The sequence below is a fragment of the Paraburkholderia sp. J94 genome (assembly GCF_905220285.1).
GTDB lineage: Bacteria > Pseudomonadota > Gammaproteobacteria > Burkholderiales > Burkholderiaceae > Paraburkholderia > Paraburkholderia tropica_A.
On record NZ_CAJMZH010000024.1, the window covers coordinates 1 to 17,318 of the forward strand.

General features: G+C 62.3%; 15 protein-coding genes, 1 tRNA gene and 2 pseudogenes. 6 read left to right on the top strand and 12 right to left on the bottom strand.

Features of this window, described 5'->3' with window-relative positions; translation table 11 throughout:
- Nucleotides 1-44 precede the first annotated feature (44 nt).
- The 3 genes and pseudogenes from istB to U4Y88_RS34975 form a co-directional block, all read right to left on the bottom strand.
- Nucleotides 45-855 (bottom strand): annotated as a pseudogene (gene istB / locus U4Y88_RS34965) (IS21-like element helper ATPase IstB).
- Nucleotides 845-2,361 (bottom strand): annotated as a pseudogene (istA, locus tag U4Y88_RS34970) (IS21 family transposase). Before istA ends, istB begins: the two co-directional pseudogenes overlap by 11 nt.
- 74 nt (nt 2,362-2,435) lie before the next feature.
- Nucleotides 2,436-2,660, bottom strand: a complete 225-nt coding sequence (locus U4Y88_RS34975) for a hypothetical protein (RefSeq protein WP_321789437.1) — start codon at nt 2,658-2,660, stop codon at nt 2,436-2,438.
- A gap of 121 nt (nt 2,661-2,781) precedes the next feature.
- Here U4Y88_RS34975 and U4Y88_RS34980 point away from each other — a divergent pair, with 121 nt between their 5' ends.
- Nucleotides 2,782-3,366 (top strand): hypothetical protein, encoded by a 585-nt coding sequence (locus U4Y88_RS34980; RefSeq protein WP_321789439.1) that lies wholly within the window; start codon nt 2,782-2,784, stop codon nt 3,364-3,366.
- Nucleotides 3,367-3,807: 441 nt separating this feature from the next.
- On the opposite strand, the gene U4Y88_RS34985 is transcribed toward U4Y88_RS34980, so the two are convergent.
- Nucleotides 3,808-4,620, bottom strand: coding sequence for a hypothetical protein (locus tag U4Y88_RS34985; RefSeq protein ID WP_321789441.1), 813 nt, complete (start codon nt 4,618-4,620; stop codon nt 3,808-3,810).
- A gap of 42 nt (nt 4,621-4,662) precedes the next feature.
- Here U4Y88_RS34985 and U4Y88_RS34990 point away from each other — a divergent pair, with 42 nt between their 5' ends.
- On the top strand, nt 4,663-5,511 hold the full coding sequence (locus U4Y88_RS34990; protein ID WP_321789443.1) for a hypothetical protein: 849 nt from the start codon (nt 4,663-4,665) through the stop codon (nt 5,509-5,511).
- Entirely contained in the window at nt 5,508-5,789 is a 282-nt protein-coding gene (locus tag U4Y88_RS34995) for a hypothetical protein (RefSeq protein ID WP_321789445.1), read from the top strand. Before U4Y88_RS34990 ends, U4Y88_RS34995 begins: the two co-directional genes overlap by 4 nt.
- Before the next feature lie 5 nt (nt 5,790-5,794).
- Here the strand turns inward: U4Y88_RS34995 and U4Y88_RS35000 are convergent, their stop codons facing one another.
- A complete protein-coding gene (locus tag U4Y88_RS35000; RefSeq protein ID WP_321789447.1) occupies nt 5,795-6,328 on the bottom strand; it encodes a hypothetical protein in 534 nt (177 codons plus the stop codon).
- Between the two features lie 145 nt (nt 6,329-6,473).
- Between U4Y88_RS35000 and U4Y88_RS35005 the strand changes: the two genes are divergently transcribed.
- Nucleotides 6,474-6,683 (top strand): excisionase, encoded by a 210-nt coding sequence (locus U4Y88_RS35005; RefSeq protein ID WP_321789449.1) that lies wholly within the window; start codon nt 6,474-6,476, stop codon nt 6,681-6,683.
- 23 nt (nt 6,684-6,706) lie between these two features.
- Nucleotides 6,707-7,834, top strand: coding sequence for a tyrosine-type recombinase/integrase (locus tag U4Y88_RS35010; protein WP_321789450.1), 1,128 nt, complete (start codon nt 6,707-6,709; stop codon nt 7,832-7,834).
- A gap of 25 nt (nt 7,835-7,859) precedes the next feature.
- On the opposite strand, the gene U4Y88_RS35015 is transcribed toward U4Y88_RS35010, so the two are convergent.
- The 6 genes from U4Y88_RS35015 to U4Y88_RS35040 all read right to left on the bottom strand — a co-directional run bounded on the left by U4Y88_RS35015 (nt 7,860) and on the right by U4Y88_RS35040 (nt 15,072).
- A tRNA-Ile gene (locus tag U4Y88_RS35015) sits at nt 7,860-7,947 on the bottom strand.
- A 170-nt stretch (nt 7,948-8,117) separates the two neighbouring features.
- Nucleotides 8,118-10,532: an RNA polymerase sigma factor RpoD gene (rpoD, locus tag U4Y88_RS35020; RefSeq protein ID WP_224011670.1), complete on the bottom strand. Its 2,415-nt coding sequence runs from the start codon at nt 10,530-10,532 to the stop codon at nt 8,118-8,120.
- A gap of 163 nt (nt 10,533-10,695) precedes the next feature.
- Entirely contained in the window at nt 10,696-12,600 is a 1,905-nt protein-coding gene (dnaG, locus tag U4Y88_RS35025) for a DNA primase (RefSeq protein WP_224011671.1), read from the bottom strand.
- 123 nt (nt 12,601-12,723) lie between these two features.
- Nucleotides 12,724-13,170, bottom strand: coding sequence for a GatB/YqeY domain-containing protein (locus U4Y88_RS35030; protein WP_224011672.1), 447 nt, complete (start codon nt 13,168-13,170; stop codon nt 12,724-12,726).
- 280 nt (nt 13,171-13,450) lie between these two features.
- Complete coding sequence (rpsU, locus tag U4Y88_RS35035) at nt 13,451-13,663, bottom strand: 30S ribosomal protein S21 (RefSeq protein ID WP_065059953.1); 213 nt, start codon at nt 13,661-13,663, stop codon at nt 13,451-13,453.
- 191 nt (nt 13,664-13,854) lie between these two features.
- The gene (locus U4Y88_RS35040) at nt 13,855-15,072 is read right to left on the bottom strand and encodes an NAD(P)/FAD-dependent oxidoreductase (RefSeq protein ID WP_321789452.1); all 1,218 of its coding nucleotides are present in this window, start codon (nt 15,070-15,072) and stop codon (nt 13,855-13,857) included.
- Nucleotides 15,073-15,211: 139 nt separating this feature from the next.
- On the opposite strand from U4Y88_RS35040, the gene tsaD reads away from it, so the two are divergent.
- Nucleotides 15,212-16,240, top strand: coding sequence for a tRNA (adenosine(37)-N6)-threonylcarbamoyltransferase complex transferase subunit TsaD (tsaD, locus tag U4Y88_RS35045; RefSeq protein ID WP_224011674.1), 1,029 nt, complete (start codon nt 15,212-15,214; stop codon nt 16,238-16,240).
- A gap of 104 nt (nt 16,241-16,344) precedes the next feature.
- Here the strand turns inward: tsaD and folE2 are convergent, their stop codons facing one another.
- Nucleotides 16,345-17,154 carry a GTP cyclohydrolase FolE2 gene (gene folE2 / locus U4Y88_RS35050; protein ID WP_321789454.1) on the bottom strand — a complete coding sequence of 270 codons (810 nt, stop codon included), beginning with the start codon at nt 17,152-17,154 and terminating at the stop codon, nt 16,345-16,347.
- Nucleotides 17,155-17,318 lie beyond the last annotated feature (164 nt).

Genomic DNA, 17,318 nt, shown 5'->3' on the forward strand with positions numbered 1-17,318 from the left:
ACTTTTTGCATCTAAAACTGACCCACCCTCGTGGCGCAGAATCATCATTCCTGCGCGTCAACTTCTTCGTCTTTTACAGTCTTTGGTGAGGTTTTGCGGGACACCGTCCGCTTCGTGGGTTGCGCTGCTGTGCTGTTCTTGAAGCGCCACGAATCATTCCCCGTTTCCACGATATGGCAGTGATGCGTGAAGCGGTCAAGCAGAGCAGTAGTCATCTTCGCTTCGCCGAACACGCTCGACCACTCGGTGAAGCTAAGGTTCGTTGTCACAACGATGCTTGTATGTTCGTAAAGCTTTGAGAACAGGTGGAACAGTAGTGCGCCACCGGTCTGGGTGAACGGCAAATAGCCGAGTTCGTCAAGGATGACAACATCTGCATACATCAGCCTGTTGGCGATTTGCCCCGGTTTTCCAGCGGCTTTCTCTGCTTCGAGCTGGTTCACCAGTTCAACGGTAGTGTAGAAGCGCACGCGCTTTGCGTGGTGCTGTATGGCTTCGATGCCAAGCGACGTAGCCAGATGGGTTTTGCCAGTACCTGGCCCGCCAATGAACACTACGTTCTGCGCCGATTCGCAGAACTGTAGCGTGTGGAGTTCACGCACGAGCGGCTCGTCCGTGGTGGCCTGTTCGAAGTCGAAGCCAGCGAGGTCACGATGCGCTGGGAACCAGCGCGGCGGTCATCTGGTAGTTGATGGACCGAACTAGTCGCTCGGCAGTCTCAGCTTTTAGCAGCATCTGCATAAACTTCTCCGGTTCAAACTCGTTGTGCCGCGCCTGGGCGACCAGCTCTGGCCGCGCCTGCGCCATGCCATGGAGCTTGGGCGATTTGAGTTGCGCTGCAGTTTCATTCGACATGGCCATCCTCCTTGCGCGGAGTGCGAAGCTTTTCGTACCGGTGGACGTCGGCGAGCGGTTCTATCTTCAGCCGTAGCGATGTCTGTACGCCGTCGGAGCTGCGGGACGCCGGGCTTTTCAGACGAGCAAGGATATTCAGTACATGCTCGGCGCTTGGCCTGCCAGATTCGAGAGCCAGTTCCACGGCAACCAGCACCGCTTCCAGCCCATGCACAGGCGTTGCCGATAGCACCTGCACCATCACGCGGTCGCCACCCGCCTGCCGGAGCCAGTGACGTTGAAGGCGCTGCATTGGCTCTGGCATTGTGAGGAACGGGGCTCCATTTCGTAGGGGGCCTGGTTTGCGGGCTACAAGACTGATGTAGTGAGTCCAGTCGTAGAACGTCAGGTAACGGTCGAAGCTACGTGAATGGCGCGCAATCTCGCTGCCATCGGCGACGATGCTGATATACACCGGATACGTTCGCAAACTCACAACATGATTTGCGAACTCCGTTGGCACGCTATAGCGGTTGCGCTGGAAGTGAATGAGGCTGGTTGACGACACGCGAACGGGCTGCTCGATGTAGCCATCGAACGGCTTTGAGCACTGCATCAGACGCGGGCGCTCGTCCTGCAGCGCATCTGCTACTGTCAGCTCGGGCCATTGAGGATGACGAAGCTCCTGCCAGGCATGCCGACAGCGCTCGGCCAGCCAGATGTTCAGAACATCAAGTGACTCCCACCGGGTGCGGATTGCATCGTGACAGATGTGGCGCCGCCGGTCCTGAACATTCTTCTCGACGATGCCTTTTTCCCAGCCCGCAGCGCGGTTGCAGAACTCGGGCTCGAACAGGTAGTGGTTACACATCGAGTGGAAGCGAGCGTTTATGGCGCGCTCCTTTCCGGGCCCCACCTTGTCCACGGCGGTTTTCATGTTGTCGTAGATGCCGCGCCGAGGTATGCCTCCGAATGCGGCGAACGCCCGCGCGTGCGCATCGAACAACATTTCGTGACTCTGCGTGTGATAGGCGACGAGCCAGAATGCGCGACTTGCGGCGAGCTTCGTGTGTGCGACTTCTATGCGGCGTCTCAGGCCACCGATGAAGACGTATTCGCAGCTCCAGTCGAACTGGAATGCCTCGCCATATTCGAAGGCGAGCAGTACGAAGGCTCCTCGTAGAGCGCCTTCGTCGCGGTTCTGCTTCCAGTTGCGGAGAATGCACAAACACGGTCGTAGCTGCCGTCGTATCCAGCAGCCCGCAAATCGGCGTGCATCTGCTTTGCCGAGCGCCGCTCGCGCTTCGCCCCTCGCATATCAGCCAGTAGCCAAAGACGCAGCTGCTCCGACCATGGGTCGACAACGCTGCTGCTCTCTCGTTTTGGATACTTCGGCTCACCGGTTGATGGAGGCTCACGCAACCATCGCCGTATGGTGTTGCGTGACAGACCAGTACGCCGGGATATGTCCCTCAGCGGGACGCCATCGCGGAAATGCATCCGCCGAATCTTTGCCAACATGCTCACCGTAATCACTCCGGTTCTCCTGCTTGGCGTCCAAGCAGGCATTGAACATGTGGGTCAGTTTTCGATGCAAATTTTTAGTGGAAGTGGGTCAGTTTTGCACGCACCTCAACATCCATCTCTTTCGCGGCGGCCCAGGCTTCGTCCGAGGTCTCAAAAGTCTTATTTCCGTATACGTACTCGGTGAAATCCTTACCGCCTTCAGTGTAGGTCACCACGCAAATGCGAGGCACGAAAGCACCGTTCTGTTCGAAGGATTCAACCGTAACAACTCGATGAATGACATTGGGATGACCAGACATGTTTCAAACCTCGCGCAGTAATGGGAATCGAATGCTATCACTAGCATTTGTCTCCTGCGCGCGCCCTTACCCTGCATTACTCGCAGTCGCGGCGACCTTGACTGCAGCGTGCCTCTCGATCATGGCTGGCTGGCAGCGTGGCGGGATCCTCGCCGAGCGAGTGCTGTGGATCGCCGTCGGCGTCGTGCTCGTCGTCGCCGCCCATCTGCTGCCCGCGCTGGTCCGCGGCCACGGTCGCGGCGTGCGCGCCGTCGGCACTGCGCTGTGGGCCGCCTGTTTCGTAGCGACCTGCATCGGCCATGGCGTCTTCTTCATTCTGGCGCAGAAGCATGCGGGTGAACTGCGAGCCGCCGCGGTGCCGGCAGTCATGGCAAAGGGACGCGGTCTGGCCGAGATCGCACGTGACCGTGCAGACGCAGTAACGCGACTGGCCCGCACCAATGCGCGTCGCTGCGTCGAACCCTGCATGAGCCTGCGCACCGAGCGCACCGCCGCCGCTGCCCGCGTCGAGGCGCTCGACATCGAGCAACGCGAAGCGCAGCGCGCCGAGGCCGCGCAGGACCGCGCCGCCGCCGAGCGCGCCGCTGCCGTGGCCGACCCCGTGACCGGTGCCCTGACCGCCTTCGGCGTGACCGCGCCGCGCGCGGAACTCGTGACCGGACTCGCCTTCGCGGGCGTGCTTGAAGCAGTCGCGTGCTTCGCCTAGCTGCTCGCGCTGCGCCCCGAGGTCGTGACTGCTGCCGTGACTGAATCGCCGCCCGCCCAGAAAGGGAGTAACGCAGTAACGGTCGCGCCAGTAACGCCGCCGAGTAATGCAGTCGCACCGATCGTGACAGCCCCGCCGATGACTGAACCGGTCACCGCGTCCGCCGCCGCACCGATGGTCACGCTACCCGTGATCGAGCAGGCAGACGAAGTGACCCGAGTAACGGAATCGGTAGCGGCAGGAACCCTGCGAGCGACCGAGACCGAAATCCAAAAGTTTCTGCGCTGCTCGCAGTCACAAGCCGCCGCAGTTCGCAAACAGATTGAGATAAGAGCCTGAGACTTCTATGAAAACCAGCCGCCCGAAGCCTGATGCCATTGCCCGTACCAAATTGCTGCCAGATTCAGGCTGGTCTCAACAACGATGAATCCGCACGTCACTTCAAACTCGCGTGCTGTCCGCGGAATTAAGCGCAGCATGGACCGCGCTCGTCTCGGTGTCGCAAATGCTCTTCGCTCGCGTAAACAGGAGGCTGGACTGCCGGAGAGCATCTCGGCACCGCCCCTGACAGATCACTTTTTGACCTGGAGAAATGCCGGGGTCGCTCAGGACGTGGAGGGTGCCAGCTGCAACGTGCAGTCGATCCTGGGCCGCCGCGATCAAGGCTGCGCAATCCCCACGCAACGGCACCATGCTCTTGATCTCATCGAAGGTGCAGCGCGGGATCGACTCTACACCCGCCCTCATATTGTTCGCATTTTCGAGGGTGAGCACGCCGATCTCCATCGCGTCGTTGAACGCGGCGCTGATGCTCGACATAACGTCTGCCGCTATATCGAGACGGCTTGCGATACCGGCTGCGGTCAGTCGACCCACAACAAGATCTTCACGCTTCCTTTTTCTGCGCTCGGACAAGGCGGCCCAAACAGCCGCCGCCGCCGCCGCAAATGTTCCGATAGCGACCGCACCATTCACCACGACACCCGTTGCATCAACGTCCATTCCGGCAGGAGTCTCTGGGAGGTGTAGCGCCGGCTGTGGTGGAGCGATCGAGACCATCTTTGCTGAGCGCTCATCGCATTGCTCTGCGTGCGCAGCGACACTCAACAGCGTCGCTCCAATGCCGCCGATCAGTGCGCATTTAATGAACTGCCTCACTGCATATTGATTAACCACGTTTTTCCCCGATGTTTTCTGGGGCGAAATCGTAGCACGACGTTTCAGATGTGACTGCAGAGGCAATCCGACGCTCATCGAGCTCGCATGCCACCTGATACCACTCGCGAGGATTGAAACATGGATACGAAAGAATCACCGGCGCATGCCGCACTGCCTGAAGAGGTCTGGAGTGCTGATCGCGAGCTGTTCAACTACGACTCGTTCGGCGAGCTGCTGGAGAGCAACACCTTCGAAGTCGGCCAGATCGTCTACTTCGGCCGGAAAACTTCGATTAATCCGACGCACTGGGTCGACGTCGACATCGTTCTCGATGCCTTAGGCCAACAGGTATACGACCAAGTCGGCGAAGCGGCTAGCGACTACCCGGACGTCAGCCAGGAAGCGCGCGACGAACTCGAAGCGCTGCAAATCGGCCATGAAACGGCGCAAAGCCTTACGCAGCAAGGAGAAACCGTGCTGATCGAAGCGGCAGCGCAGTCCGACGAGCGCGCAGCGTTCCGGTTGTTCTGGGACGCCGAATACGGTTGCAGCTTCGATAACGTTCCCGGCGCAATGGGCAGAGCGATCAGGGAAGTCGCAGAAAAAACGTGGCAAGCGGCCCGCGCCTCACACCCCGTCGCAGGGATGGCACTGAACATCGGCCAGCGTCAGTCGATCGGTCTAGCCCTCTCCGAGCTTGAGAGCAAAGGATGGGAAGATCCGGCGGCGGTGCTGCGCGGCCTGCTCGTTTCATCGACCACCGAGCGCATGAGCGACGCCGCGCGCCTCGATTGGCTAATCGAGAAGCAAGCATGGATTCAGTGGACCACGCGTGATGGCTCGATCCGTCAATGCCAAGTCTACGATCAGGACGAAGACGAGAACTATCACGTCCTGTCCGGTGACGATCGATTCTTCAGCACGCCGCGCGCCGCCATCGACGCCGCTCGCGCAGCAGAGATCGAGCGCAAGGAGCAAGAAAAATGAAAATCGCTGGATGGGAAGTGCCCGCGGCTCTTTTGGATGAAGTCGCGAAAAACATGCGCAAAGGGCCGTTCGATGCGGCGCATGTCCGTGGATTTGCTCAAGCAAACAACTTGCTACCGCGCGACAGAAACAACGACTGGTACATCGCAGACGAGATCGGAACGCGCGTGATTGCTCATTTCAAGCGTGCCGGAAAGATTGAAAAGATCGACGGTACGAGACTGTGGAAATGGGTGGCCAAGATCGAGCGCAGCGGTAGCGCGGGAGGCGTAGCGTGACACGGCTAAGGCTTATTCCCGTCATCCTCGAACCGGATCAATTCGGCGCGTATCTTCTTCGTGGCTTCGGCGAGTCTCGCTTCCCATTTCAGCCATTGAGCGCCGTATTCGGCGCTCCCGTCTATGTGGCCGTTTCCCTCCCGTTTCGCGACGACGGCGCGGCAAGCGTCAGCGAGCTCGCTGCGAGCCCGCATAAGCTGCTCCGCTGCGACGAACGTCGGGATGATATGAATCGGCAAGCTAACGAGGGCCTCCAACGCCTGATGCAGATCAGCGCTTTGCCTGACTCGGTCGGCTTCCGTTTCCGTCCTGAGCGTATCGGTTCGAAGTTCCGCGATAAGCCCCACAGCGGTAGTGGCCTTGGAAGTAAACGCGGCCGCTATCGAGAGGATGCGACGCGCCTCTGCGCGCTCCTTGTTGGCTTCGCGGTTCTTCTCCAATCTGTGCTGCAAAAAAACTACCCCATAAGCGCCGGCAATCGCCACGGCGGCAACGAGGGCCTGCGCAAAAGAAAGCCAATCAGCATGGTGCCAGCTCATCTTTCCTCCATTGATTTCATGGGTAGATATTAAAGATGCTTCGCAGACGGTTCAATTCTCGCGGCAGGATGGATGCGCATGAAGGTAGCCGCGCACCCATAGACGTGCACCAGCCTCACAACGATTAACTGACGAGACTTCGCATATGGAAAGCCAAATCGCACATGTCTCCCCGGCGCCGTACGTCACGATCGCACTCGCTGCCGTGATCACGGGCCTCACCGAAAAGGCCATTCGCCGCAAGATCGAAGACGGCAAATGGATCGAGGACCGAGAGTATCGCCGCTCCCCGGACGGTGGTATTTTCATCTCACTCAAGGGCTATCAGCAATGGGTCGAACGACGGGCGGCGTAGAAGTCCGCGACAAATCTATCCGCATGAACTTCACGCTCGACGGCGTCCGCCAACGACCGACGCTCAAGGTGAATGGCGAGCCAATGGCGCCCACGCCAGCGAACGTGAAATACGCGAAACGCTTGATCGTCGAAATCTGCGAGCGCATCCGCACTGGAACATTCAGCATGGCTGAGTATTTTCCAGATGGAGGCGGGACAGCAGACCTGACCGTGTCCGGGTGGCTGGAGTCGTGGCTCTCAACTCAGCGCGTCGAAGACTCGACCCGCGAGGGCTATGCAGCTGCGAACAGATTTTGGGGTGGTGCAATATGTGATGCGAAGGGCACACTCATGGGAACGAAATCGCTTCGCGCGTTGAAGCTCTCTCACATCCTCACGGCAATCGCTAACCGACCGGATCTGAGCGGCAAGACCATCAACAACTACGTTTCCGTCCTGAGGTACGCCCTCAATCTCGCGGTCGAGGACAAGCTGATTTCCTCGAATCCGTCGGACGGGGTGCCTCAAGCAAAGCACCAGAAGGCACCTCCTGATCCGTTCTCGCGAGAGGAAGCGGAAACGATCATCGCGGAGGCGGCAAGAGCATACGGCGGCCAGATCCACAACATGGTGGAGCTCTGGTTTTGGACGGGGCTGCGCACGTCAGAAATTCTTGGGCTCACCTGGCCGAACGTCGACCTCGCCAGCGGCGAATTGCTCGTCGCGAGCGTGCTGGTCGGAGGCAAGCAGAAGGACCGGACGAAAACCGCCGTCGCGCGCATCGTCCGATTCAACAGCCGCGCGGCTGCCGCTCTGGAACGGCAGCGCAAATACACCCAGGTGGCCGGAGGCAGGGTGTTTCAGGATCCGAGATACAACGAGCCCTGGAAGAACGAGGAGACGTTCCAGCGCGTCTATTGGGCGCGCATGCTGAAGAAGCTGGGAATGCGGTACCGCCGCCCGTACAACATGCGGCACAGCTACGCGACGGCGATGCTCATGGCGGGCATGACACCAGCATTCTGCGCACGTCAGTTGGGTCACAGCGTGGAGATGTTTTTGCGCACTTACTCGAAGTGGCTTGATGGATCGCAGAACGATCTGGAAATGGCGAGATTGGAAGCGTCATTGTCCCCGCAACGTCCCCGAGATAAGGGCGCTGCGGCGTAACACCTTGATCTGCTTGAATTTTACCTGGTGGGCCGGGTGGGGTTCGAACCCACGACGTCCTTTCGGAGGCGGATTATGAGTCCGCTGCCTGCAACCAACACGGCGTCCGGCCCAACAAAGCTACGACAAAGACAGCGTCAACAAAAAAGCCCGGTCTGCCAAAGGCCGGGCTTTTCGACGGCAGGCCGACATACTACACGAAACCAGGCCGGCCTGACCATCCGATCCTTGCTTTCGCTTGCGCTGCCTACCGATTACAGCGCATCGCAAGCGCGCAAACCGATCAATTCCCTTCGAGGAACGACTTGAGCTTGTCCGAGCGGCTCGGGTGACGCAGCTTGCGCAGCGCCTTCGCCTCGATCTGGCGAATCCGCTCGCGCGTCACGTCGAACTGCTTGCCGACCTCTTCCAGCGTATGGTCGGTGCTCATCTCGATACCGAAGCGCATGCGCAGCACCTTCGCCTCGCGCGGCGTGAGCGAGTCGAGCACGTCCTTCACCACGTCGCGCATCGAAGCGTGCAGCGCGGCGTCCGACGGCGCCACCGTGTTGGTGTCTTCGATGAAGTCGCCCAGATGCGAATCGTCGTCGTCGCCGATCGGCGTTTCCATGGAGATCGGCTCCTTCGCGATCTTCATGATCTTGCGGATCTTGTCCTCCGGCATTTCCATCTTCTCGGCGAGCGTGGCCGGATCCGGCTCAAGACCGGTTTCCTGCAGGATCTGCCGCGAAATGCGGTTCATCTTGTTGATCGTCTCGATCATGTGAACCGGAATGCGGATCGTGCGCGCCTGGTCCGCGATCGAGCGCGTGATGGCCTGACGGATCCACCACGTGGCGTAGGTCGAGAACTTGTAGCCGCGCCGATATTCGAACTTGTCCACCGCCTTCATCAGGCCGATGTTGCCTTCCTGAATCAGGTCGAGGAACTGCAGGCCGCGGTTCGTGTACTTCTTCGCAATCGAGATCACGAGACGCAGATTGGCCTCGGTCATTTCGCGCTTGGCCTGACGCGCCTTCAACTCGCCCGCCGCCATCTGGCGGTTGGTTTCCTTGAGGTCCTTGAGCGGCAGCACCACGCGCGCCTGCAGATCGAGCAGGCGCTGCTGCTGTTCGCGGATCGCCGGAATATTGCGCGACAAAATCGCGCTATACGCGTGGTTCTCGGCCACGACCTTGTCGGACCAGTCGAGGTCAGTTTCATTGCCCGGGAAGCGCGTGATGAACTCCGAGCGGGGCATGCCGCACTTGTCGACGACCGTATGCAGGATCTGGCGTTCGACCTGGCGCACTTCGTCCACTTGCGCGCGCAACGTGTCGCACAGACGCTCGACGGTACGCGCCGTGAAGCGGATCGACATCAGCTCGGTCTGGATGGTTTCCTGCGCCTTCAGGTAGGCCTTCGACTTGTAGCCTTCCTTTTCGAACGCGCGGCGCATCTTGTCGAACCATTCGCTGATGAGCGCGAATTTTTCGAGCGAGGCCCGCTTGAGGGCTTCGAGCTGCGCCGCGTTGGCCGTCGCCTGCGCCGCGCCGTCGTCGTCCTCTTCTTCTTCCTCTTCTTCCTCTTCCTCTTCGTCTTCCTCGCTTTCGTTCTCGATCTCTTCCGCTTCCTTGGCGTTGAAGCCGTCGGTGTCCTCGGCGTTCGGATCGATCAGGCCGTCGACGAGCTCATCGACGCGAATCTCGTCGTTCGCGACGCGCTCGGCCATGGCGAGGATGTCGGCGATCGTGGTCGGGCAAGCGGAGATCGCCATGACCATGTGCATGAGGCCGTCTTCGATACGCTTGGCGATTTCGATTTCGCCTTCGCGCGTGAGCAGCTCGACCGTGCCCATTTCGCGCATGTACATGCGCACGGGGTCGGTCGTGCGGCCGAATTCGGAGTCGACGGTCGAGAGCGCGACTTCGGCTTCTTCCTCGACTTCGTCGTCGGAAGAGGCGTTGGGCGCGTTGTCGTTGAGGAGCAGCGTTTCGGCATCCGGCGCCTGTTCGTAGACGGCGACGCCCATGTCGTTGAACGTGCTGATGATGCCTTCGATCGCCTCGGTTTCCGTGAAATTGTCCGGGAGGTGATCGTTGATTTCGGCGTAGGTGAGGTAGCCGCGCTCCTTGCCAAGCTTGATGAGCGCGCGCAGCTTGTTGCGGCGTTCTTCGAGTTCCTCGACGGTACCGGGCTGCGACGACGCGAACGCGTCCTTCAGCAGCGCCTTTTCCTTCGCTCGCCGGTCGCGCGCACGGGTGGTCTTCTCACCCTTGGCCGCCGGGGTGGGCGTGCTTTCCTCGCTCTGGTTTGCGTCGTCATCGACGGACACTTCATTCAGCTTTTTCGTCATGGAGTTCGCCGTACCGGCTGTAGTCTCGACTCGCGGCTGTTGGACATCAGCCTCTTGAACCGTGGATACTGGAGCCTCGCGCTCTGCCGCATCGTCCGCAACGGCAGGCACTTGCCTTGCACTACTCGGACCACCGGACCGCTTCGTTGCCGGATGCGTGGCGGCTTTCGCCGCACGGGTTGGCGCCGCTCGCGCGGCCGAAGCAGCCATGGCTTTCTTCCGAACTGCGGGTACTTCATGACTGGCGGTTGCCGCCTTGCGGCGGGAACTGGCGGATGGGGCGTCCTGGGCATTCGTGACCTTGCCGGTCGGCTCCGTCGAGCCTGTGCCTGTCGCCTTTTTTCCGCCTGTAGTCTTTGCCATTGCCATTCCGCCCCTTGCTGGAAACTGGACACCTTTCGGCATCACCCGGCGAAACGACCTCCGAGTGATACTTGAGCTGCCCGCCCGGAAAAAACAAAAACAAACCGCTGAAAACCTTTAATTTTAGCACGCACGGTAATAATCGCCCCCGCGCACGCCTCCCTTACAGCCCGAGCTGACGTTTCATGTCAGCCCGCGTCTGATTCAATTTAACGTATTCGGCCAGTTCCTCGGGCGTGTGCCTCGATTGCCGCGAAAGCACGTCCAGCCGCTCGCTGCAGGCGTCGAAGCGCATTTTCAGGATTGCCGCCGTCATTTCTTCGCTCACGAGCCGTTCCTGCTCGCGGCGCTCCTCCTGCACGGCACCGTCTTCTGGATTTTTCATCAGCAAATCCCGAACGTTTTCATCATAGTCCAGAATTTCGCGAAAAATCTCCTCGAACGTGGGGGCATTGGCCCCATTGCGCAAGAGATCCGAAAGCAACTGGAACTCCGCCGCGTCGCCCAGCGCGCGCGCGTGAGTGGTCACTTCCTCGAACAGCTCGCCGTGGCGCGTGAGCGTGATGAGCGCCTGTTCGGCCTCCTCGTCGAGCTGCGCCACGATGCGCGGATACATCACGAGGTTGCGCAGCGCCTTGCGCTCAATACCGGTCACGAGGTGCCGGTCCTTGCGCGCGGGCGCCTGGCGCGCCGCCTGGGCGATGCGCGCGTCGACCTCGCAGAGCGCCGCCACTTCCTCGAACGGCACGTCGAGCCGGTCGGCGAACATGTGCATGATCTGCGCGCGCAGCGCATTCGCCGGCAGCGCCTGGAGCAGCGGCTTGGCGTCGAACAGCGCGCGGGCGCGGCCTTCCGGCTGATCCAGCTCCTTGCCCGCCAGCACCTCGTTCAGCATGAACTGCGACAGCGGCATGGCGCGGTCGACCTGCTCCTTGAACGCCTCGGTACCGAATTCGCGCACGTAGCTGTCCGGGTCGTGCTCCGTGGGCAGGAACAGGAAGCGGATCGTGCGGTTGTCGGCCGCATGCGGCAGACACGCGTCGAGCGCGCGCCGCGCCGCGCGCCGGCCGGCCGAGTCGCCGTCGAAGCTGAAGATCACCGTATCGGTCTGACGCATCAGCTTCTGCACGTGGATCGGCGTGCAGGCGGTGCCCAGCGTGGCCACCGCGTTCTGGAACCCGAGCTGGGCGAGCGCGACCACGTCCATGTAGCCTTCGACCACCAGCACGTAATGCTGCTCGCGGATTGCCAGCCGCGCCTCGAACAGCCCGTACAGCTCGCTGCCCTTGTTAAATAGAGGCGTTTCGGGCGAATTCAAATACTTGGGCTCGCCGCCGTCGAGCACGCGGCCGCCGAAGCCGATCACCTGTCCCTTCACGTTGCGGATCGGGAACATCACGCGGTCGCGGAAACGGTCGTAGCGGCGCGCCTGGCCTTGCGCGTCCTGCTTCTCGCTGACGATCACGAGGCCGGCTTCGACGAGCGAGTCGTCGCGGTAATCGGTAAACGCGGATTCGAGGTTTTGCCATCCATCGGGCGCATAGCCGAGCCCGAAGCGGGCCGCGACTTCGCCGGTCAGGCCGCGTTTTTTCAGGTACTGGATCGCATTGGGCGCGCTGCGCAGCTGCTTGCGGTAGTAGTCGCAGGCGGTTTGCATGAGGTCCGACAGCGCGTTCGTGACGGCTTTCGAGACCCCCGGCGCATAGCCGCCTTCGCCGCTCTGGCCGCCCTGTCCGGGGCGGCCGCCGCCAAAGCCGCCGCCGCGCATGGGCGACGGTTCCTGCGGCACGGTCAGGCCGACCGACTGCGCGAGTTCGTTGACGGCCTCGGGGAACGACAGCCCCGCGTGCTCCATAAGGAAGCCGATGGCGGTGCCGTGCGCGCCGCAGCCGAAGCAGTGATAGAACTGCTTCGTTGGACTAACGGTAAACGAGGGGCTCTTTTCGTTGTGGAACGGGCAGAGACCCATGAAATTCGCGCCGCCCTTCTTGAGCTGCACGAAGCGTCCCACCACGTCGACGATATCGACGCGGTTTAGCAGATCCTGCAGGAACGAATGCGGAATCATCGGGGCCTGGTCGCTCGGTTGGCGTAAAACGGGGGCGCGCTTGCGCAGCGCCCGTGACGGGCTTTCGCCTCGCCGCGGCGGCCGGCCGTCATGCAGACGCCGGCACCGCGCGAGAGCGTGCCTTTACTTCGAGAGCGCGGCCTTGACGAGGCCGGAGACGGCCGTCATGTCGGCGCGGCCGGCCAGCTTCGGCTTGAGCACACCCATGACCTTGCCCATGTCCTGCGGGCCCGCCGCGCCCACCTGGGCGACCGCGGCCTGCACTTCGGCGGCGATTTCGGCGTCCGAAAGCTGCTCGGGCATGTACGTGGCCAGAACGGCCAGTTCGGCCTGTTCCTTTTCGACGAGGTCCGCGCGGGCGGCGGCTTCGAACTGGCTGATCGAGTCCTTGCGCTGCTTGATCATCTTGTCGATGACCGCCGTGATGCCCGCGTCGTCGAGCGTCACGCGCTCGTCGACTTCACGTTGCTTGATGGCGGCGAGCAGCAGACGAATCGTGGCGAGACGCTCGCTTTCGCGCGCGCGCATCGCGGCCTTCATGTCGTCGTTGATCCGGTCTTTGAGACTCATCACTCACCTGAATTGCGTTGGTTGCAGAAACCCGGAAACCCGGGGCAGTGAGGTCGTCCTGCCGAAACATCGTACCGAAGCATCGCAGAAACGCAAAAGCGAATGCAAAAACCCGCCTGGAAGCGTTTCCAGGCGGGTCGGTGCGGATTCGACTGGGTTGCGACCACACCAGAGGACAACGCGGCGCGCGGCTGCGCCCGACATGCGAGCTCAGCCCCGCGCCACGCTGCTTGCGCCGTCATGGGTTTCCGCGAACGGAAAAGCCATGACGGCGCGGGAATCAGTACATCTTCTTCGGCAGCATCTGGCTGCGCAGACGCTTGAAATGCCGCTTTACCGCCGCCGCCTTCTTGCGCTTTCGTTCAGCCGTAGGCTTCTCGTAAAACTCACGCGCACGAAGCTCGGTCAGCAGCCCGTTCTTCTCGATCGTGCGCTTGAAGCGCCGCATGGCGACTTCAAAGGGTTCGTTTTCTTTTACGCGGATGGTCGTCATTTTCCAATAACGGATCGGGGGTAAAGAGGATCGAGTATAGCAGAGGGTTTTTTAAAAGACAGACAGGTAAACGTCAAGCCTCGCCCACGCCTGGCGGGCCTCCCGGAGCCTTGCCCGGACGCCGCGCGGACCCGCGCGCGTCCTGCTCAAACCCCGCTCGACACGCGCCCCAACCTCGTCGGAATACCCCGTCAGGCGGCGCCCGTAAACGCCGCCGCCGCCTCGCCCGCGGCCACGCCGGAAGCCCACGCCCACTGGAAGTTGTAACCGCCGAGCCAGCCGGTCACGTCCACCGCCTCGCCCACGAAATAGAGTCCGGGCACACGCTGACTCATCATCGTCGCCGACGACAGTTCGCGCGTGTCCACGCCGCCGCGCGTCACCTCGGCCTTCTTGTAGCCCTCGGTGCCGGTGGGCGTGAGCGTCCACTTCGCGATGCCTTCGCCGATGCGGCGCAGCGTCTTGTCCGGCAGATCGGCGATACGCGCCTCCAGCGGCACCTGATGCGTCTCCAGCCATGCGTGCGCGAGCCGCGCGGGCACCCATTCGGCGAGCAGATTGCCGATCTGACGCTTCGTCGTGCCCTTCGCCTCGATCAGCGCCTCGGTGGCGTCGCGCTCGGGCAGCAGGTTCACGCGGATCGGCTGACCCGGCTGCCAGAAGCTCGAAATCTGCAACACGCCGGGGCCGGACAGGCCGCGGTGCGTGAACAGCAGATCCTCGTCGAAAGCGCCGCCGGTCTTGCGCTCGCCGGTCGCCACGTTGACCTCCAGCGAGACGCCCGCGAGCGGCACGTACGGCGCCCATTCGTCGTGCGCGAAGGTGAGCGGCACGAGTGCCGGGCGCGTGTCGATCAGCTTGTGGCCGAACTGCTTGGCGAGGCGATAGGCGAAATCCGTCGCGCCGATCTTGGGGATCGACAGGCCGCCCGTGGCGATCACCAGCGCCTTCGCGCGGATCTGGCCCTGAGGCGTGCCGAGCACGAAGCCCGCGCCGTCGGCGTGATGAACCTCCTCGACCGGCAGCGGGCGGCGCCACACGACGCGCCCGGCGTCGCATTCGGCGCGCAGCACGTCGATGATGGCCTCGCTCGACTGGTCGCAGAACAGCTGGCCCTTGTGCTTCTCGTGCCACGTCACGCGATGCTGGCGCAGCAGCGCGAGAAAGTCGCGCGGCGTGTAGCGCGCGAGCGCCGAGCGGCAGAAATGCGGGTTGTTCGAGAGATAGTTGGCGGGACTGGCGTGCAGATTCGTGAAATTGCAGCGTCCGCCGCCCGAAATGCGGATTTTTTCCGCGAGGCGCGGCGCGTGATCGATCAGCGCCACGCGGCGCCCCTGCTGGCCGGCCACCGCCGCGCTCATCATGCCGGCCGCCCCTGCGCCGATCACGGCGATGTCGAATGATTCCATGGCGCGCATTTTACCTGTACGGCAGCGCCCCATTCGCCCGTCAGCCGGCTTGCGCGCGCACTGCTATACTTTCAGGCTTCCCTTTTACTTTGTTTTAGCGACGGTTCGCGCCTCTTTGCCCACCGTTGCGCGCCCCACCATGCTCGTACTCGGCATCGAAAGCTCCTGCGACGAAACCGGCCTCGCGCTCTACGACAGCGAGCGCGGCCTGCTCGCGCACGCGCTGCATTCGCAGATCGCCATGCATCGCGAGTACGGCGGCGTCGTGCCCGAACTCGCCTCGCGCGACCATATCCGCCGCGCGCTGCCGCTGCTCGAGGAAGTGCTCGCGAAAAGCGGCGCGGCGCGCAGCGACATCGACGCCATCGCCTTCACGCAAGGCCCCGGTCTCGCAGGCGCGCTGCTGGTGGGCGCGAGCATCGCCAACGCGCTCGCCATGGCGTGGAACCGGCCGACCGTCGGCATCCACCATCTCGAAGGGCACCTGCTCTCGCCGCTGCTGGTCGACGCGCCGCCGCCGTTTCCGTTCGTCGCGCTGCTGGTCTCAGGCGGCCACACGCAGCTGATGCGCGTGACCGATGTCGGCGTCTACGAAACCCTCGGCGAAACGCTCGACGACGCCGCCGGCGAAGCCTTCGATAAAACCGCCAAGCTGCTCGGCCTCGGCTATCCGGGCGGGCCGGAAGTTTCGCGGCTCGCGGAGTTCGGCACGCCGGGCGCGATCGTATTGCCGCGTCCGATGCTGCATTCGGGCGATCTCGACTTCAGCTTCAGCGGCCTGAAGACCGCCGTGCTCACGCATGTGAAGAAGCTCGGCCCGAACATCTGCGAACAGGGCAAGGCCGATATCGCGCGCGGTTTCGTCGATGCGGCCGTGGACGTGCTGGCCGCCAAGTCGCTGGCCGCGCTCAAGCAGACGAAGATGAAGCGCCTCGTGGTCGCGGGCGGCGTGGGCGCGAACAAGCAGTTGCGCGAAAAGCTCTCGGCGGCGGCGAAAAAACGCGGCTTCGAGGTGCATTACCCCGACCTCTCGCTGTGCACCGACAACGGCGCGATGATCGCGCTCGCGGGCGCGCTGCGCCTTCAGCGCTGGCCCGACCAGGCGACGCACGACTACGCGTTCACGGTGAAGCCGCGCTGGGATCTGACGTCGCTCGCGCAGCAGTAAGCTGCCTGCTTCCCGCGCCATCGGCGCAATAAAAAAGCCGCCTTTTCGGGCGGCTTTTTTTACGTCACCAGCAAGAGCAACGCGCGGCTCAATCAGGCCGACAATCAGGCCGATACGCGCTTGTCGTGCGCGATCACGGCGTAAGCGCTGTGATTGTGGATCGACTCGAAGTTTTCGGCTTCGAGCGTATAGGCGATCACGCGCGCGTCGGCGTTCAGGCGCACGGCCACGTCGCGCACGAGATCCTCGACGAACTTCGGATTCTCATACGCACGCTCGGTCACGAACTTCTCGTCCGGGCGCTTGAGCAGGCCCCACAGTTCGCACGACGCTTCCTGCTCGGCGATGACGATCAGTTCCTCGACCGCCAGATCGCCGTCGAATTCCACGTTCATCGTCACGTGCGAGCGCTGGTTGTGCGCGCCGTACTGCGAGATCTTCTTCGAGCACGGGCACAGGCTCGTGACCGGCACGAGCACTTGCAGGAACAGGCGCGTCACGCCGTCGCGCACATCGCCCGTGAGCGTCACTTCGTAGTCCAGCAGACTTTCGACGCCCGACACCGGCGCGACCTTCTTCACGAAGTACGGGAACGACACTTCGATACGGCCCGCCTGCGATTCGAGCTTCGCGATCATCGCGGCCAGCATCGCGCGGAACGTGGCCGGTTCGAGCGGCTGCTTGTTCTCTTCGAGCAGCGCCACGAAGCGCGACATGTGCGTGCCCTTCTGGTCGGCGGGCAGATGAACGTCGAGATTCCACGTGCCGACGCTCGGCTGCACCTCGCCCGCCGCCGTCTTCACGGTCAGCGGATGGCGCACGCCCTTCACGCCCACGCGCTGGATCGGGATCTGGCGGGTATCGACGGAACTCTGGACGTCCGGCATCACGAAAGCCGGATTCATCTGATTCATGTTCTTATCCTCAGGCCGCGCCGAACTGCGGCGCGCAAATGGCAAGCGCCGGCATGAGCCGGCGCTGGCTGGCGGAGCGCGGGTGCAAGACCCCGTCCGCCGGTTCAATTGTGGAGTGGGCGGCGGCGGCGCACGCAAGGGTTTTCCGATGAAAACCCGCGGCG

Excerpts from the sequence above, each read along its gene's own strand:
- U4Y88_RS34975 (WP_321789437.1), bottom strand. The coding sequence starts at position 2,660 with ATGTCTGGTCATCCCAATGTCATTCATCGAGTTGTTACGGTTGAATCC.
- U4Y88_RS34980 (WP_321789439.1), top strand. The coding sequence starts at position 2,782 with ATGGCTGGCTGGCAGCGTGGCGGGATCCTCGCCGAGCGAGTGCTGTGG.
- U4Y88_RS34985 (WP_321789441.1), bottom strand. The coding sequence starts at position 4,620 with ATGAGCGTCGGATTGCCTCTGCAGTCACATCTGAAACGTCGTGCTACG.
- U4Y88_RS34990 (WP_321789443.1), top strand. The coding sequence starts at position 4,663 with ATGGATACGAAAGAATCACCGGCGCATGCCGCACTGCCTGAAGAGGTC.
- U4Y88_RS34995 (WP_321789445.1), top strand. The coding sequence starts at position 5,508 with ATGAAAATCGCTGGATGGGAAGTGCCCGCGGCTCTTTTGGATGAAGTC.
- U4Y88_RS35000 (WP_321789447.1), bottom strand. The coding sequence starts at position 6,328 with ATGAGCTGGCACCATGCTGATTGGCTTTCTTTTGCGCAGGCCCTCGTT.
- U4Y88_RS35005 (WP_321789449.1), top strand. The coding sequence starts at position 6,474 with ATGGAAAGCCAAATCGCACATGTCTCCCCGGCGCCGTACGTCACGATC.
- U4Y88_RS35010 (WP_321789450.1), top strand. The coding sequence starts at position 6,707 with ATGAACTTCACGCTCGACGGCGTCCGCCAACGACCGACGCTCAAGGTG.
- rpoD (WP_224011670.1), bottom strand. The coding sequence starts at position 10,532 with ATGGCAAAGACTACAGGCGGAAAAAAGGCGACAGGCACAGGCTCGACG.
- dnaG (WP_224011671.1), bottom strand. The coding sequence starts at position 12,600 with ATGATTCCGCATTCGTTCCTGCAGGATCTGCTAAACCGCGTCGATATC.
- U4Y88_RS35030 (WP_224011672.1), bottom strand. The coding sequence starts at position 13,170 with ATGAGTCTCAAAGACCGGATCAACGACGACATGAAGGCCGCGATGCGC.
- rpsU (WP_065059953.1), bottom strand. The coding sequence starts at position 13,663 with ATGACGACCATCCGCGTAAAAGAAAACGAACCCTTTGAAGTCGCCATG.
- U4Y88_RS35040 (WP_321789452.1), bottom strand. The coding sequence starts at position 15,072 with ATGGAATCATTCGACATCGCCGTGATCGGCGCAGGGGCGGCCGGCATG.
- tsaD (WP_224011674.1), top strand. The coding sequence starts at position 15,212 with ATGCTCGTACTCGGCATCGAAAGCTCCTGCGACGAAACCGGCCTCGCG.
- folE2 (WP_321789454.1), bottom strand. The coding sequence starts at position 17,154 with ATGAATCAGATGAATCCGGCTTTCGTGATGCCGGACGTCCAGAGTTCC.